Annotated in this window: 13 protein-coding genes and 1 pseudogene; 13 read left to right on the forward strand and 1 reads right to left on the reverse strand. The window is 68.9% G+C overall.

What is annotated here, in order from left to right; genetic code table 11:
* Window positions 1-6 precede the first annotated feature (6 nt).
* The 8 genes and pseudogenes from IPG68_04540 (at window position 7) to IPG68_04575 (ending at window position 11,089) form a co-directional block, all read left to right on the forward strand.
* Window positions 7-609 carry a hypothetical protein gene (locus IPG68_04540; GenBank protein MBK6762577.1) on the forward strand — a complete coding sequence of 201 codons (603 nt, stop codon included), beginning with the start codon at window positions 7-9 and terminating at the stop codon, window positions 607-609.
* Window positions 579-1,016 (forward strand): hypothetical protein, encoded by a 438-nt coding sequence (locus IPG68_04545; protein MBK6762578.1) that lies wholly within the window; start codon window positions 579-581, stop codon window positions 1,014-1,016. Before IPG68_04540 ends, IPG68_04545 begins: the two co-directional genes overlap by 31 nt.
* Before the next feature lie 9 nt (window positions 1,017-1,025).
* Complete coding sequence (locus IPG68_04550; GenBank protein ID MBK6762579.1) at window positions 1,026-1,673, forward strand: HAD family phosphatase; 648 nt, start codon at window positions 1,026-1,028, stop codon at window positions 1,671-1,673.
* Between the two features lie 58 nt (window positions 1,674-1,731).
* The gene (locus IPG68_04555) at window positions 1,732-3,156 is read left to right on the forward strand and encodes a wax ester/triacylglycerol synthase family O-acyltransferase (GenBank protein MBK6762580.1); all 1,425 of its coding nucleotides are present in this window, start codon (window positions 1,732-1,734) and stop codon (window positions 3,154-3,156) included.
* Between the two features lie 31 nt (window positions 3,157-3,187).
* Window positions 3,188-4,213, forward strand: coding sequence for a patatin-like phospholipase family protein (locus tag IPG68_04560; protein ID MBK6762581.1), 1,026 nt, complete (start codon window positions 3,188-3,190; stop codon window positions 4,211-4,213).
* On the forward strand, window positions 4,210-4,581 hold the full coding sequence (locus IPG68_04565; GenBank protein MBK6762582.1) for a hypothetical protein: 372 nt from the start codon (window positions 4,210-4,212) through the stop codon (window positions 4,579-4,581). The genes IPG68_04560 and IPG68_04565 overlap by 4 nt, the downstream gene beginning before the upstream one ends.
* A 37-nt stretch (window positions 4,582-4,618) precedes the next feature.
* Window positions 4,619-6,247, forward strand: a complete 1,629-nt coding sequence (gene pruA, locus IPG68_04570) for an L-glutamate gamma-semialdehyde dehydrogenase (GenBank protein ID MBK6762583.1) — start codon at window positions 4,619-4,621, stop codon at window positions 6,245-6,247.
* Window positions 6,248-6,254: 7 nt separating this feature from the next.
* A pseudogene (locus IPG68_04575) lies at window positions 6,255-11,089 on the forward strand (NAD-glutamate dehydrogenase).
* A gap of 4 nt (window positions 11,090-11,093) precedes the next feature.
* Here the strand turns inward: IPG68_04575 and IPG68_04580 are convergent.
* On the reverse strand, window positions 11,094-11,705 hold the full coding sequence (locus IPG68_04580; GenBank protein MBK6762584.1) for an alpha-ketoglutarate-dependent dioxygenase AlkB: 612 nt from the start codon (window positions 11,703-11,705) through the stop codon (window positions 11,094-11,096).
* 59 nt (window positions 11,706-11,764) lie between these two features.
* Here IPG68_04580 and IPG68_04585 point away from each other — a divergent pair, with 59 nt between their 5' ends.
* The 5 genes from IPG68_04585 (at window position 11,765) to IPG68_04605 (ending at window position 16,080) form a co-directional block, all read left to right on the forward strand.
* Window positions 11,765-12,394 (forward strand): hypothetical protein, encoded by a 630-nt coding sequence (locus IPG68_04585; protein MBK6762585.1) that lies wholly within the window; start codon window positions 11,765-11,767, stop codon window positions 12,392-12,394.
* Window positions 12,385-12,822 (forward strand): hypothetical protein, encoded by a 438-nt coding sequence (locus tag IPG68_04590; protein ID MBK6762586.1) that lies wholly within the window; start codon window positions 12,385-12,387, stop codon window positions 12,820-12,822. The genes IPG68_04585 and IPG68_04590 overlap by 10 nt, the downstream gene beginning before the upstream one ends.
* A gap of 185 nt (window positions 12,823-13,007) precedes the next feature.
* Window positions 13,008-14,381: a peptide chain release factor 2 gene (gene prfB / locus IPG68_04595; GenBank protein ID MBK6762587.1), complete on the forward strand. Its 1,374-nt coding sequence runs from the start codon at window positions 13,008-13,010 to the stop codon at window positions 14,379-14,381.
* Between the two features lie 98 nt (window positions 14,382-14,479).
* On the forward strand, window positions 14,480-15,175 hold the full coding sequence (ftsE, locus tag IPG68_04600) for a cell division ATP-binding protein FtsE (protein MBK6762588.1): 696 nt from the start codon (window positions 14,480-14,482) through the stop codon (window positions 15,173-15,175).
* Complete coding sequence (locus IPG68_04605; protein MBK6762589.1) at window positions 15,172-16,080, forward strand: ABC transporter permease; 909 nt, start codon at window positions 15,172-15,174, stop codon at window positions 16,078-16,080. The genes ftsE and IPG68_04605 overlap by 4 nt, the downstream gene beginning before the upstream one ends.
* The last annotated feature ends 353 nt before the right edge of the window (window positions 16,081-16,433 follow it).

The following is a 16,433-nucleotide window of genomic DNA, read 5'->3' on the forward strand; positions in this document are numbered from 1 at the left end:
GACACGGTGGCGCTGACATTGGTGCTCGGCCGCACCGGGCAGGTGTGGGAGGAGCCTCTGCTGGCGCAGGCGCGCGCGGCCGGCGAGAGTGTGGCCGAGTGTCGCACGGTGGTCGACCTGCTGGTGACCGCCGAGGTCGAAGCGCCACGCCTGATCGTGGTCGCGGAGGACTTCCCGCGGCTGTCCGAGGCGCTGTCCCGGCTGCGGGGTCTGACTCCGGTCGTGGTCGTCGGCCGGGGACCGGGCGCCGATCGCGCACCGGAGCATGCGGACCTCGTCGCGCTGCACCAAGCGGTGAACGCGTCGGCGGCTGCCACCGGCCGGCTGATCACGGTATGGGCGCCCCCCGGGGCCTGGGGCGCCACGAGCGTGGCCGTGGGTCTGGCGCGCAGCCTGTCAACTCGCGACCGGACCCTGCTCGTCGACGCCAACGTCCACGCCCCCGGCATCGGGGACGTGCTCGATCTGCCGCTCGGGGGACTGCTGCACGCCTGCCTGGCCGCCGATCGGGCGCGCCGCAGTTGCCCGCCCAGGATCTGTCGGCCACCTTGGCCGTGCTCACCGGAGTGGACCCCTCGATGTACCCCGCGGCCCATCCCGGTGCGCTGAACCACGTGCTGGACCTTGCCCGGGCGCGCCACCGCTACGTCGTGGCCGACGTGGACTCGGCGATCGATCCGGCCGGCGAGATCGGGCTGGTGCCGGACTGGACGACAGCCACGGCGGTGTGCCTGCAAGCCGCCGATGACGTGGTTGTGGTGGTGGGGGAGGGCCGCGTGGCGCAGCAGCGTCTCTGGCGAACCCTGCCGGCCGTGGCCGATGTGCTGCGAGGACGCGCCACCGTGGTGGTGAACCGTTGCGCCGACCCCCGGCGCAGCACCTCTATGCTCGCCCAGCGGCTCGGTGAATACCTACCGGAGGCCGCCGTCGGTTGGATCGGTGACCGTATCGACGACCGGGCTCTGGCGCCCATCGTGGCCGAACTCGCTGACGGCGCGCGCGCGGGCGCCGGATAGCCTGGATGTATGGCACTTTCCGGACTCGTCGTCGACTGGGGCGGGGTGCTGACGATCGGCATGCGAGAGGCCATGGGGGCCTGGGTGGCCGAGGAATCGCTGGATGTCGACGCCTACATCGGCGTGATGCGCGAGTGGCTGGGTCCCGAGTACGGATTGGAGGCCGCCTACAACCCGATCCACGCGCTGGAGAAGGGCGAGCTGGAGGTGCCGCAGTTCGAGCAGCACCTCGCCGCGGCGCTGTCTGCGCGCATGGGCCAGCGGATCGAACCCGACGGGCTGCTGCGGCGGATGTTCCGCTACTTCCACAACAGTCCGGACATGATCTCGCTGGTGCGCCGGGCGCGGGAGCACGGCATCCGCACGGCGCTGCTGAGCAACTCTTGGGGCGACAACTACCCCGACGACCTCTTCGACGGCATGTTCGACGCCGTGGTGATCTCCGGCCGGGTGGGGATGCGCAAACCCGACCCGCAGATCTTCGAGTACACGCTGTCCGAACTGCGCCTGCCGGCCGAGCAGTGCGTCTTCGTCGACGACCTGCTGCCCAACGTGCACGCGGCCCGGGCGCTGGGATTCGTGGCCGTGCACCACACGGACTACCCGACGACCGCCGAGGAACTCGACGCCCTGTTCGGCAGGACTCTGTCCCGGTGAGCCGAGGGAGTCCGCTGCCGGGTGGAAGAATGGGAACACCTAGGAAAGGCGGGGACTCGTGCCGGATCGCCTGAGTGCCGTCGATGTGTCGTTCTTCTACCTCGAGGAGGAGACCACGCCCATGCATGTGGGCGAGGTGCTCATCTTCCAGGCGCCCACCGGGGGTTTCGACTACGACCGCCTGGTCACGCTGATCCGCCGCCGCATCGCGTTCGTGCCGCGGTACCGGCAGCGCGTGCGCTGGGTGCCCGGGGGGCTGGCCAATCCGGTGTGGGTGGACGACCAGGACTTCGACGTCGCCTTCCACGTGCGCCGCTCGGCGCTGCCGTCGCCAGGCACCGAGGCGCAGTTGCGCGACCTCGCCGCCCGCATCATGAGCCGGCCGCTGGACCGCAGCCGCCCGCTGTGGGAGGTCTACCTGGTCGAGGGCCTCGAAGGTGGCCGATTCGCCATCCTCACGAAGGCGCACCACGCCATGATCGACGGCGCCGCGGCCGTGGACATCGCGCAGGTCATCCTCGACCCCAGCCCGGACCACAAGCCCACTCCGGATCTGCACTGGAACCCCTCCCAGGAGCCCAGCGGGGCCGAACTCGTGGCCGGTGCCGTGGTCGACACCGTCCGGCGCCCGGCGGTCGTCGTCGACCACGTCCGCAAGAGCCTGGCCGATGTCAGCCAGTCCGCGGCCAGTGCCGTACGCCAGGCCGGGGGTGTGGTCACGGCGATGTGGAGTGCGGCCAGGACCCCCGCGGAGAGCCCACTGAACGTCCCGATCGGCGCCCAGCGCCGGTTCGGCACCGCGACGCTGAACCTCGAGGACTTCAAGGCGGTGCGCCAGGCCCACGGCGGCACGGTCAACGACGTGGCGCTGGCAGTGGTCGCCGGCGCGCTACGGGCATGGCTGATGACCCGTCAGGAGACCGTGGGCACTCGGCACACGATCCGGGCGATGGTGCCGGTCAGTGTGCAGGAGGCAGGCGACCGGCGCCCCGGCAACCGGGTGGCCGCGTTCATCGTCGACCTGCCCACCGGCGAGGCCGACCCGGTGGTCCGGCTCAACCGGATCAGCTTCGAGATGGCCCAGCACAAGGAGGGCGGTCACATGGTGGGCGCCGAGAGCCTCGTCGCGCTGACCGGTTTCGCCCCTCCCACGCTGCACGCCCTCGGCGCGCGGCTGGCCGGAGACCTGTCCCGACGGGTCGCCAACATCGTCGTGACGAATGTGCCCGGCCCGCAGACTCCGTTGTACGTGGCCGGTGCCGAACTGCTGGGCGCCTACCCGGTGCTGCCGCTGGTGAAGGGCATGGCAGTGACCGTCGGCCTGACGTCCTACAACGGCGGCGTGTTCTTCGGGCTCAACGCCGACCGCGACGCCATGGACGACATCGATGTGCTCACCGCCTGCCTGTCCGAGGCGATGGACGAGTTGCTGGAGACGACACGCAAGGCGCGTACCCGAGCAAAACGCGCCCGGAAGGAATAGGCTCCGGCGAGCAGCGTTTTTACTTCGCGCTGTGAAACGTGGACTGGAGGGATCGGCCATGGCCAGTGTCGCCAGCCCCCGTCGCGGCCTCGTGCTGGGCGGAGGGGGCATCCTGGGGGCCGCGTGGATGGTCGGTGCGCTGAAGGCCGTCGAGGAGATCCACGGGTTCGACCCGCGCACCGCGGACTACATCGTCGGGACCTCCGCGGGCTCGGTGCTGTCCGCACTGCTCGGTGCCGGCGTCAGCGTCGAGCAGCTCATCGACAACCAGCGTGGCAACTCGATCACGGCGGGCCCGCTGGCCGGCTACACGTGGGATTACGAGAAGGCCACAGGCGGGCACCGGCCGGGTCTGCCGCGCCTGCTCGGCCCAGGCAGCGGCAAGTTGATCCGGCGCTCGTTGGCAGGCCGTGCGCGCCGGATGCCACCCACCGCCGTGCTCTCCGCCTTCCTGCCCGTGGGCAAGGGCTCGCTGGAGCGGGTGGGGCACCTCGTCGAGGCCTTCACGCCGTTCGGCGAGTGGTCGCCGCACGACAACGTGTGGATCGTCGCACTGGACTACGAGAGCGGCCGGCGGGTGGCCTTCGGTCATGACAACGCGCCCAGAGTGCCGTTGTCCGAGGCGGTCATGGCCAGTTGCGCCATCCCGGGCTGGTTCCGCCCGATGACCATCGACGGGCGCACCTACATCGACGGGGGCGCCTGGTCGGCCACGTCGGCGGACCTGCTGGCCGGGCTGGACCTCGACGAGGTGTACGTCCTGGCTCCCATGCTGTCGTTCGCGATGGACCAGCCCGGAACGGTACTCGGTCGCGTGGAGCGGCGGTGGCGCGTGCAGGTGACCAAGCGGTGCCTGACCGAGGTGGACAAGGTGCGCGCCGGCGGCGCCGCGGTGACCATCCTCGGGCCGGGTCCGGAGGATCTCGAGGCGATGGGCGCCAATGTGATGGACAACAGTCGCCGCCTCGGTGTCCTGGAGACCTCGTTGCGGACGTCCGTGGAGGCCCTGCGCGACCCCGATCGGGTGGGTCCCGACCACCTGGCCGACGTCAGTTGATCCGCGCCTACGTGCCCAGCACGCTGCCCGAGGTGCAGGCCTGGTACCAGGCGGGCGCGGTGCCGGCCGGCACCCGCATCGACGTGGTGACCGCGTCGCTGCGGGAACTGCACCCCGGGGCCGACGACGAGGAACTGGAGTTCCTGGCGACGAAGGCTGCCGAGGAGGTGTCTACCGTCGCGGCCATGACGTCGGGGCGCCGTCGCGCGACGCTGGCGGTGGACCTCGGCGCCGATGCCGCGACCCGGGTGCCGGGGGAGTCGACCGCCATGACGACCCTGGTCGACGTGCCCGTAGCGGCCTGGGCCGCCCTGTTCGTCGACGACCTCGAGTGGTACGCAGTGGACGAGATCCCGCACCTGCAGTAAGTCGCCACAACGCTGGCATAGATGCGAGGATCGGGCCATGGATGCCGTCACCGCGATCCCTCCCATCGAGAACGAGCCGAACCGCCTCTACGAGCCGGGGTCGCCGCAACGGGTGTCCCTGCAGGCCTGTCTGGCGCAGTTGGGAACACAGGGTCCGATCGACCTGCCCATGTGCATCGACGGGCAGTGGACGATGGGCTCAGGGTCCCGGATCAAGGTCGTGCAACCGCACGCGCACAAGCACACGCTCGGCACGATGAAGAACGCCACTCGCAAGGACGCCGCCGCCGCTGTCGAGGCGGCGAAGAAGGCGGCTGTGGGGTGGCGCGCGATGTCCTTCGACGACCGGGCGGCGATCTTCCTGAAGGCAGCCGATCTGCTCGCCGGGCCCTGGCGGGACACTCTCAACGCGGCCACGATGCTCGGGCAGTCGAAGACGGCTTTCCAGGCCGAGATCGACGCGGCGTGCGAACTCATCGACTTCTGGCGGTTCAACGTGAAGTTCGCGGCGCAGATCCTGCGCGAGCAGCCCACCTCCGGCCCCGGCGTCTGGAACCAGACCGACCACCGGCCGCTCGAAGGTTTCGTCTACGCCATCACGCCCTTCAACTTCACTGCAATCGCCGGTAACCTGCCGACGGCCCCGGCCCTGATGGGCAACGTCGTGGTCTGGAAGCCGGCGCCCACGCAGCAGTTCGCCGCGAACTACCTCATGCAGTTGCTGCTGGAGGCGGGGCTGCCGCCGGGCGTGATCAACATGGTCACCGGCGACGGGATCGCGGTGTCCGACGTCGCCCTGTACGACCCCGACCTCGCCGGCATCCACTTCACCGGGTCGACCCCGGTCTTCCAACTGCTGTGGCGCACGGTGGGCGAGAACATCGACAAGTACCGCAGCTACCCGCGCCTGGTCGGCGAGACCGGCGGCAAGGACTTCGTGTTCGCCCACCCCTCGGCCGACCCCGACGTCCTCACCACGGCCTTGATCCGCGGGGCGTACGAGTTCCAGGGACAGAAATGCTCGGCGGCGTCGCGTGCGTACATCCCGCGAAGCGTCTGGAAGCGCATGAAGGACGACTTCCTCGGCAAGGTCGACGGGCTCACGATGGGTCCGGTCACGGACTTCAGCAACTTCATGGGTGCGGTCATCGACAACAAGTCGTTCGCGAAGGTGTCCGGCGCGATCGACCGCGCGCACAAGAACGCCGAGGTGGACGTCGTGGCAGGAGGTACGTACGACGACAGTGATGGCTACTTCATCCGCCCGACCGTCGCGGTGAGCAAGGACCCGGCCAACGAGTTCTTCACCGACGAGTACTTCGGTCCGCTGCTCGGCGTGTACGTCTACGACGACCGCCGCACCGCTGCGGTGATGGAACAGATGGAAGGCATCGCGAAGTACGCGCTCACCGGGTCGATCATCGCCCAGGACCGTGCCGCGGTCGCGCACGCCCGCGATGTGCTGCGCTTCGCGGCCGGCAACTTCTACATCAACGACAAGCCCACGGGAGCCGTCGTGGGCCAGCAGCCGTTCGGCGGCGCCCGGGCGTCCGGGACCAATGACAAAGCCGGTGCCGCGCAGAACCTGTTGCGCTGGACCAGCACTCGGTCGATCAAGGAGACCTTCGTGCCCCCGACCGACCATTCCCACCCCCACATGAAGTAGGTCACGCGTGAACGACGACTCTCTGACCGATCTGTTGGACTCCGCCCGGAAGGTGGCGGACAAGGCGCACCCGGTGGAGTTCGAGGTCGACCTCGGTGACTTCCTGCCCCGCTTCTACGAGGACGTGGCTCCCGAGGACCTCCTCACCAAGGACCCCATGGATCTGGTGGGGCCAGCCACCCACATGTTGCGTCTCGGCGCGAACCGGCCGCAGGGCACCGCCGTCGTCGACGTCTTCACGCCGACGATCGCCGGCAACGAATGGACGTGCGGGCACACGGTCGTGCAGGTCATCACCGACGACATGCCCTTCCTGCTCGATTCGGTGGTGGCTGCCATCACCGCGCAAGGCAGGTCCTTGCACCTCGTGGCCCACCCGATCTTCGCGGTGGAGCGCGACGTGGCCGGGGGGTTGCGGGCCGTCCTGCCGGTGGGTCCGGACGACGCACCCGAGTCCGCGACCCGGGAGTCCTGGATCCACCTGGAGATCGACCTGGTGTCGGACCCGCAGGCGCACCACGCCCTCGAGGAGGCCCTGCATTCGGTCCTGCGCGATGTCCGGGAGGCCGTCGAGGACTGGCAGCGGATGACGTCGCAGGCGCTGGAGCTGGCCGACGAGTTGCGGGCGGACCCGCCCGCGAGCGTGGCCGCCAAGTACAGCGAGGAGGCCGCGGAGTTCCTGCAGTGGCTGGGCGAAGGGAATTTCACGTTCCTCGGGTACCGCACCTACGACCTCGTGCGCGATCCCGACCCCGTGGCGCTGGTCAGCCAGCCGGGGACCGGGCTCGGGCTGCTGCGCTCGGACCGCACCCAGTCGCAGTCGTTCTCGGACATGCCACCCGCGGTGCGGGCGCATGCCACCGAGGCCCGGGTGCTGGTGCTCACCAAGGCGAATTCGCGGTCCACAGTGCACCGCCCGGTGCCGCTGGACTACGTGGGGGTCAAGCGCTTCGACGCCGACGGGCAGGTCATCGGCGAGCACCGCTTCATCGGACTGTTCACCTCCAGCACCTACAACCAGAGCGTCACGCAGATCCCGGTGCTGCGCCGCCGCGTCGAGGAGTTGTTCGAACTCACCGGCTTCCCCGCCACCAGCCACAGTGGCAAGGACCTGCTGCAGTTCTGCGAGACCTACCCGCGCGACGACTTCTTCCAGACCGACTCGGAGGAACTGGCCCCGATCGCGCGCGCCGTGCTACAGATCCATCAGCGCCGGCAGACGCGGCTGTTCGCCCGCCACGACCGCTACGGCCGCTACGTCTCGGCACTGGTGTACCTACCCCGGGACCGCTATAACACGACGGTTCGCGAGCGGGTCCAGAGCACGCTGTGCAAGGCCTACGGCGGCGCGTCCGTGGATCACTCCGCGCTGCTCACCGAGTCGGTGCTCGCCCGGCTGCACATCGTGGTGCACATGCCGCAGGGGACACCTATCCCCGAGGTCGACGAAGTCGCGCTGGAGCGGGAACTGGCCGATGCGGTGCGGTCCTGGGAGGACCTGCTCATGGACGCGCTGGTCACCGGGGTGGGGGAGGAACGCGCCGGCGAACTGGCTGCGAAGTACTCCGGCGCGTTCCCCGAGGCGTACAAGGAGGACGCGCTGGCCCGCGAGGCCGTGGCGGACATCCTGAACCTCGATGCCCTCGGCGAGTCGGGCATCTCCGTGGCGTTGGCGCAGCCGGCTGTGGCCGCTTCCCTGCGCGACCGCCGGTTCACGATCTACCGCGCCGGCCCTGCGGTGTCGTTGGCCTCCGTGATCCCGATCCTGAACGGGTTCGGGGTCGAGGTGCTCGACGAGCGCCCCTACAACGTCACCGGCCGCGACGGCGTGGAACGGTACATCTACGACTTCGGCCTGCGCCTACCGGAAGGCGATCTCCCCGACGAAGACGGTTTCACGTGGCGTTTCAGCGACGCCTTCCTCGCCTGCTGGTCCATGCATTCCGACGCGGACCGCCTGAACACGCTGGTCACCACCGGCGGCCTGGACTGGCGCGAAGTGGCGGCGGTACGGGCCTGGGTCGAGTACGCCCGGCAGATCGGGTCGCCGTTCTCCGCGCAGTACATGACCGAGGTGCTGATATCGCATACCGACATCGTGAATCTGCTGGTGAACCTGTTCGAGGCGCGGCAGGACCCGGTCAACCATGATGACCTGAAGGCCAAGAGCATCCACCAGGAGGTCCTTACCGCGCTGGATTCCGTGGCGTCGCTGGACGACGACCGTGTCATCCGGCAACTGCTCGGGATCGTGCTGGCCATTCTGCGTACCAACTACTACCAGCGCCTGGACGGTGCTCCCAAGCCCTGGCTGTCGTTCAAGATCGACCCGCGCGAGGTGCCGGGGATGCCGCTGCCACGGCCGCGGTTCGAGATTTTCGTGACCTCCCCGCAGATGTCCGGGGTGCACCTGCGGTTCGGCCGGGTCGCCCGCGGCGGCCTGCGCTGGAGCGACCGGCGCGAGGACTTCCGCACCGAGGTCCTGGGCCTGGTCAAGGCGCAGATGGTCAAGAACACCGTGATCGTGCCGGTCGGGTCCAAGGGCGGGTTTGTGGTGAAGAACCCACCTCCGGCGGCCAACCGGGAAGCGTTCATGGCCGAGGGTATCGACTGCTACAAGACCTTCATCAGCGGACTGCTCGACCTCACCGACAACCTCGTCCAGGGCCAGGTCGTTCCCCCGCCGGACCTGCACCGGCGCGACGGCGACGACACCTACCTGGTGGTGGCCGCCGACAAGGGCACGGCGACGTTTTCCGACATCGCCAACGCGAAGGCTCGGCCGACTACGGCTTCTGGCTCGGCGACGCGTTCGCCTCCGGCGGCTCGGTGGGCTACGACCACAAGGCGATGGGCATCACCGCGCGCGGCGCCTGGGAGTCGGTGAAGCGTCACTTCCTCGAGATGGGGGTGGACACCCAGAGTCAGGAGTTCACGGTCGTCGGGGTGGGCGACATGAGCGGCGACGTCTTCGGCAACGGCATGCTGTTGTCCGAGCACATCCAGCTCGTGGCCGCTTTCGACCACCGTGACATCTTCCTGGATCCCGCACCGGATCCCGCCGCCTCGTTCGGCGAGCGCAGGCGTTTGTTCGAGATGGCGCGGTCCAGCTGGCAGGACTACGAGCCCGGGCTCATCAGTGCCGGCGGCGGGGTGTTCTCGAGGTCGCTGAAGTCCGTGCCCATCAGCAAGCAGGTGCGCAAGGTGCTGGGGCTCGGGGACGGTGTGAAGAGCATGACCCCCAACGACCTGCTTCATGCGATCCTGCAGGCGCCGGTCGATCTGCTGTGGAACGGCGGCATCGGGACCTATGTCCGGTCCGAGTCCGAGAGCGACTCGCAGGTGGGTGACAAGGCCAACGACGCGATCCGCGTCACCGGTGCGCAGCTGCGCTGCAAGGTGGTGGGCGAGGGCGGCAACCTCGGCATGACCCAGCTGGGCCGCATCGAAGCGGCCGAACACGGCGTGCGCCTGAACACCGACGCCATCGACAACTCCGCGGGCGTGGACACCAGCGACCACGAGGTCAACATCAAGATCCTGCTCGACCGGATCGTGCACGACGGCGACCTCACAGTGAAGCAGCGCAACGAGTTGCTGGCGGCGATGACCGAGGATGTGGCCGATCTGGTGCTTGCCAACAACTACTGGCAGAACATGCTGCTGTCCAACGGCCGGTCGCAACAGGGCGCCTTGTTGCCCGTGCACCAGCGGGTGATGGCGATCCTCGAGGAGCGAGGTCTGCTGGACCGGCGCATCGAGTTCCTTCCCGACGACGATCAGATCTCCGAGCGCATGAAGCAGGGCCGCGGACTGAGTTCACCGGAGTTGTCCGTGCTGCTCGCGTGGTCGAAGATCGCGCTGACCGACGATCTGATGGCCACGAACGTCGACCAGGATCAATGGGCCCAGGAGATGCTGGCGGGATACTTCCCGCCGGATCTACGGTCGCGGTACGAGAACCGCCTCGACGAGCATCCCTTGCGCAAGGAAATCGTCATCACGATGCTCGCGAACGACATCGTCAACCACGGCGGCATCACGTTCATGCATCGCGTGACTGAGGAGACCGGCGCCTCGGTGGAGGAGGTCGCGCGGGCCTACGTCGCCTGCCGGCAGATCTTCGATCTCGACGGCATCTGGGAGGAGATCAAGTCCCTGGACCGGGCCGCCCCCACAGCCGCCCAGAACGAGCTGTACCTGGAGATCCGCCGCCTGCTCGACCGCTCCGTGCGCTGGGTGCTCACCACCCGCGGTGGTGTGCTGGACGTGTCCAGACTGATCGAGGGTGTGCACCCGGTGGTCCACGCCCTGACGCCGATGGTGACCGACTTCCTGCGCGGCACCGAGCGGCAGCGACTCGAGGAGCGTGCCGCCGAGTTCGCGTCCCTCGGGGCCCCCGAGCCGCTGGCGATGCGGGTGGCCGCCTGCCTTGACCAGTACTCGCTGCTGGACATCGCGGACATGGCCGCCCGCGAGAAACAGGACCCGGAGTCCGTGGCGCGACTGTACTTCGGGGTCTCGGAACGGTTCGGGGTGGATGCGCTGCTGACTCAGATCTCCAACCTGGACCGGGCGGACCGCTGGTCCGCGCTGGCCCGGGCTGCGGTGCGGCAGGACCTCTACGCGGCGCAGGCGGGGCTCACCGTGCGGGTCATGCGTCGCACCGACCCCGGGCTGGCGCCTGAGGAGCGGATCGCGCAGTTCGAGAAGGCCAACCCGGAGGGGCTGAACCGGGCCCGGACGACCCTTGCGGAGATCCGTATGTCCGGTCCGCCGAGCCTGGCCACGGTGTCGGTGGCCCTGCGGCTGCTGCGCAACGTGTCGCAGCAGGGGGTCTGACCGGTCAGTCCACCCCGGCCTGCCGGTACTGGACACTGATCCGCGGTCCCGCGGTGCGCACCTTCGGAACAGCGTGCTCCCACGTGGTTTGACACGTGCCACCCATGACGAACAGGTCCCCGTGGCCGAGACGGAACGACCGGCTCGGCCCGCCGCCGCGGGGGCGCAACAGCAAGGGACGGGCGGCGCCGACCGAGACGATCGCGATCACCGTCTCCTGGCGGCGGTGGCGGATCCGGTCGCCGTGCCAGGCCACCGAGTCCCGGCCGTCGCGGTACCGGCACAGTCCGGCGGTCTCGAACTGCTCCGGGCCGTAGTGGCTGTTGAGGGCGTGGAAGGCCCGCACCAACGTCGGGTGGGGCAGCTGTTGCGGGTCGGTGCACCACGCGGTCAGCCGCGGCACGTCCACCGCCCGCTCGTACATCATCCGGTTCCCCTGCCGCCACGGCACGTGGTCGCACAGGGCGTCGAAGACTTCGAGGTCGTCGGTGAGCCAGCCGGGAAGATGATCCACCCATGCGCCCGCCCCAAGGCCGATCCGCTGGATGCCGGCCAGTTCCTGCGGATCGGCACTGATCCCCTCAGCGCCCATGAGGCAGGGCTGCAGAACGGTCATAGGACCACCTTATCGAACATGCGTTCGCAGTGGAAGCACGTGGCGTAGGCTGGTTTGCAATGAAATTCTTGGTCGTAGCCAGCGGTGCCCTGTCCCTGCTCCTGCTGCCCGTGACCCCCGCGGGCGCCGACGACGGTGGGCAGCCGGCCGCGCCGCTGGCCGCCCCGCAGTCCGTGGTCGCGGTCCAGTCGGGCAACAGTGTCGAGGTGGCGTGGCAGGCTGTGCCGGGAGCGACGTCCTACGAGGTGCGCAGCGACCCGGCGGGCCAGACCTGCACGACCACGATGACCTTCTGCTCGTTCGACTCGCTGCCGCGCCGCGTCACGTACACCTTCACTGTGACGGCCTCCGACGGCGTGCAGACCAGTCTGGCGTCCCCGCCCAGCGCGCCCGTGCGACTGCGCGCGCAACTGGCCAAGCCGATCTTCGCCTCCGAGAAGGTGCTCGTCGGGCGGTCGGTGCGCGGCCGCAAGATCTGGGCGGTGAGACAGGGGAACCCGCTGGCCGTCAACGTGCTGCTCAGCGTGGGGCAGATGCACGGCAGCGAACCGGCCGGGCTGCGCGTCACCGACCGGTTGCGCAAGCGCGCGGTCGGGCAGGACGTCGACTACCAGCTGTGGACCATCCGCACGATGAACCCCGATGGCGCCGTGCGGGGAACCGCTACAACAGTCGCGGCGTGGACCTGAACCGCAACTTCCCGGGGACGTGGTCGGCCTCCCAGTCGCGTTCCGGGCGGGCCCCGGGCAGTGAACCCGAGACCAAGGCGATGATGCGCTTCCTCAAGCGGCTGCGCCCCACCGGCGTGCTCAGCTTCCACCAGCCCTGGGACACCGTCCTGAGTGTCTGCGACCAGCGGTCTGCCTACTGGGTACGGCGCACGGCTGCGTTGATCGGCCTGCGCCAGCCCGGCCGCGCCACGAACTGCGGCCGCTGGTTGCCCGGGACCATGAACAGGTGGACCGCCCGCAACACCGCCAGCTGGTTCGTCACCGTGGAACTCGCGCCCAGCCACCGGCTCGGCCGGCAGATCGGCACGTCGGTGTCGGCCGTGGTGCGGATCGCGGAGGAGATGTCCTCGGACGACGGGCCGGCGTTGGGGATGGCCGTTTCCTGATCGCTGCGGCAGTAGGGTGGCGTCATGACCGAATCCCCGCAGCCCGAGCCCGAGGCCACCCCGCCCAGCAGCACCAGCGTCCCGCCGCCGCCCCCGCCGGCAGCGCGCCACCGCCGCCCCCGCCCGCCCCGGCCGCCGTACCCACCACCGCCGCGGGCGTCCCGACCTTCCCCGACGGCAAGCCCATGGTCGACGCGCAGGGCAGGCCGGCATCCCCGAAGTCCCGCCTGGCCGCTGCGCTGCTCGCCTTCTTCCTGGGCGCCTTCGGCATACATCGGTTCTACGTGGGCAAGATCGGCACCGGCGTGGCGATCATCGTGACCTTCGGTGGCTTCTTCGGGATCTGGCCGCTGATCGACCTGATCATGATCCTCGTGGGTTCCTTCAAGACAAGCAGGAGCGGTACCTGGCCAACTGGTAGGCGCGGGCGCGGTTACCCTACGAGAGTGGCCGAACAGGAACTCTCCGAGCAGGTAGCCGCGCTCGACGGCACCCTGAAGCAGATCGAGGCGGTGCTGGACCTGCCAAGGCTGGGCGAGGAGATCGCCGAGCTCGAGCGGGAGGCCTCGGTGCCGAACTTGTGGGACGACCCTGAAGCCGCTCAGAAGGTGACCTCGCGGCTGTCCTACCTGCAGCAGGAGCAGCGACGTGTTGTGGCCCTGCGGCAGCGCGTCGACGACCTGCCCGTCCTCATCGAACTGGCCGAGGCGGAGCACGACGCGGCCAGCCTCGACGAGGCACGCAAGGAACTCGGGGAACTCCAGGTCACGGTCGCCGAACTCGAAGTGCGCACTTTGCTGTCCGGTGAGTACGACGAGCGCGAGGCCCTGATGTCCATCCGGTCCGGCGCCGGCGGTGTCGACGCCGCGGACTGGGCTGAGATGCTGCTACGGATGTACAGCCGGTACTGCGAGCGCCACGGCTGGCCGTTGGAGGTCTACGAGACCTCCTACGCGGAGGAGGCCGGCATCAAGTCCGCCACCTTCGCGGTGAAGGCGCCGTTCGCATACGGCACTCTGTCGGTCGAACAGGGTACCCATAGGCTCGTGCGCATCAGCCCGTTCGACAACCAGGGGCGGCGGCAGACCTCGTTCGCGGAGGTCGAGGTGATCCCGGTCGTGGAGAAGACCGAGAGCGTGGAGATCCCCGACGACGAGTTGCGTGTCGACGTGTACCGCTCGTCCGGCCCGGGCGGCCAGGGGGTCAACACCACGGACTCGGCGGTGCGCCTGACGCACCTCCCCACCGGCATCGTGGTCAGCTGTCAGAACGAGCGCTCGCAGTTGCAGAACAAGGCCAGTGCGATGGCCATCCTGCAGGCGAAGCTGCTCGAGCGCCGCCGGCAGGAGGAGAAGGCCGAGATGGACGCACTCAAGGGGGACTCGAGCGGCTCCTGGGGCAACCAGATGCGCTCGTACGTCCTGCACCCCTACCAGATGGTCAAGGACCTGCGCACCGAGGTGGAGACCGGCAACACGGCCGCAGTGCTCGACGGTGAGATCGACCAGTTCGTCGAGGCGGGCATCCGCTGGCGCCGGCAGCAGGCGACGGCGAACTGATCGGCGCCGAGACCGGCTCCGACCCGCCGGGAGCGGTGCTGTCAGCACCCGGACTTCCGTGCCTAAACTGAACGCAATCATCCGAGGTGGGGAAGTCAGTGATCACGTTCGAGCGCGTCACCAAGCGCTACGACAAACGCAACCGGCCCGCTCTGCAGGACATCAGCCTGCGGGTGCAACCCGGTGAGTTCGTCTTCCTCGTGGGGGCCTCGGGTTCTGGGAAGTCCACTTTCCTCCGGTTGGTCCTGCGGGAGGAGAGGGTCACGACGGGACGGGTGATCGTCGCCGGCCGCGACGTCGGCAAGTTGTCGCGCTGGAAGGTGCCGGCGTTGCGACGGGGGATGGGGGCGGTTTTCCAGGACTTCCGCCTGCTGCAGAGTAAGACCGTCTTTCAGAACGTGGCCTTCACACTGCAGGTGCTCGGCCGCAAGAACTCCCAGATCGAGCGCGCGGTGCCGGAGGTCCTCGACCTCGTCGGCCTCGCCGACAAGATGAACCGGATGCCCGACCAACTGTCCGGCGGCGAGCAGCAGCGCGTGGCCATCGCGCGCGCTTTCGTGAACCGGCCGCCGCTGCTGCTGGCCGACGAGCCGACAGGCAACCTGGACCCGGCGACCAGTGTGGGGATCATGAAACTGCTGGACCGCATCAACCGCGTGGGCACGACGGTGATCATGGCCACCCATGACGCGGCCATCGTCGACCAGATGCGCAAACGGGTCGTGGAGCTCGACGCCGGGCAGATGATCCGCGACGAGGCGCGCGGGGTCTACGGACAGGACCACCAGCCGTGAGACTGCGATTCATCTTCAGCGAGACCTTCCAGGGTCTGCGCCGGAACTTGACCATGACCTTCGCGGTCATCATCACCGTGGCCGTGTCCCTCACGCTGTTCGGTGCGGGCCTGCTGGTGCGCGCCCAGGTCGACTCGATGAAGGACTACTGGTACGACCGGGTGGAGGTGTCGATCTTCCTGTGCGGGGCGAGTTCTGCCGCGCCCGCCTGCTCCTTGGGAGCGGTCACCCCGGAGGTGCGCACCCAGCTCGAGACCGAGCTCAACGCGCTGCGGCCGCTGGTCCAGGAGGTGTACTACGAGTCCAAGGAGGAGGCCTATCAGCACTTCCTCGAGCAGTTCCAGGACTCCCCGATCGCACAGAACGTCACCGCCGACGCACTGCCGGAGTCCTTCCGGGTGAAGCTGTCCGATCCGACGAAGTACGAGGTGATCGCGGCCGCGTTCGCCGGTCGCCCGGGCGTGGAGCAGGTTCAGGACCAGCGGCAACTGCTGGACCGATTCTTCAAACTGCTCAACGGTCTGCAGGTCATCGCGCTATCCGTCGCGGTCGCCATGCTGCTGGTCACCGCGCTGCTCGTGATCAACACCATCCGGGTCGCCGCGCACGCCAGGCGCCGGGAGGTGGGGATCATGCGGCTTGTGGGTGCCAGCAACTTCATGATCCGGATGCCGTTCCTGCTGGAGGCCGCCGTCTCCGCAGCGGTCGGCGGGCTCCTTGCCGTTGGGGCGCTCGTGGCGGCGAAGGTCTTCCTCATCGACGAGGTGCTGGCGCCGTCCTACCGCTTCACCGCATTCGTGGCGTGGGACCAGGTCATTCTGATCCTGCCGGTGGTCTTCTTGACAGGCATCGTCATCGCCATGATTGCAGCCGCGCTCACATTGCGCCGATATCTCAAAGTGTGAAGGTATCCTGTGAGGACCATGTCCAGTTTGTCCAGTAGCCACCGCCGGGGCGCCCGCCGTGCCGCCGCGGCGCTGGCGCTCGGGCTGGCGGTGGGCCTCGTGGCGTATCCGGCCCACTCCGAGGACATCAACGAGCAGGTGGCCGACGCCACCGATGACCTCGCCCGCGCCGACGCCAAGGTGGACGCCGCGATCAAGCAGCTGGACTCCGCCCGCTCGCAGTTGCCCGAGGCCCGAAAGGAACTCGCCGCCGCGCAGTCGGAACTGGCCCAGGCTCAGGAGCGCAAGTCCGCTGCCGACGTGAAGGTGGCCACGGCGATCGCGAAGGTCGCAAAGGCCAAACAGGACATCGC

The organism is Micrococcales bacterium, from assembly GCA_016703125.1.
GTDB lineage: Bacteria > Actinomycetota > Actinomycetes > S36-B12 > UBA10799 > JADKAV01.

Coding starts and splice junctions, on each gene's coding strand:
- IPG68_04545 (MBK6762578.1), top strand. CDS start 579: ATGTACCCCGCGGCCCATCCCGGTGCGCTGAACCACGTGCTGGACCTT.
- IPG68_04550 (MBK6762579.1), top strand. CDS start 1,026: ATGGCACTTTCCGGACTCGTCGTCGACTGGGGCGGGGTGCTGACGATC.
- pruA (MBK6762583.1), top strand. CDS start 4,619: ATGGATGCCGTCACCGCGATCCCTCCCATCGAGAACGAGCCGAACCGC.
- IPG68_04580 (MBK6762584.1), bottom strand. CDS start 11,705: ATGACCGTTCTGCAGCCCTGCCTCATGGGCGCTGAGGGGATCAGTGCC.
- IPG68_04585 (MBK6762585.1), top strand. CDS start 11,765: ATGAAATTCTTGGTCGTAGCCAGCGGTGCCCTGTCCCTGCTCCTGCTG.
- prfB (MBK6762587.1), top strand. CDS start 13,008: ATGGTCGACGCGCAGGGCAGGCCGGCATCCCCGAAGTCCCGCCTGGCC.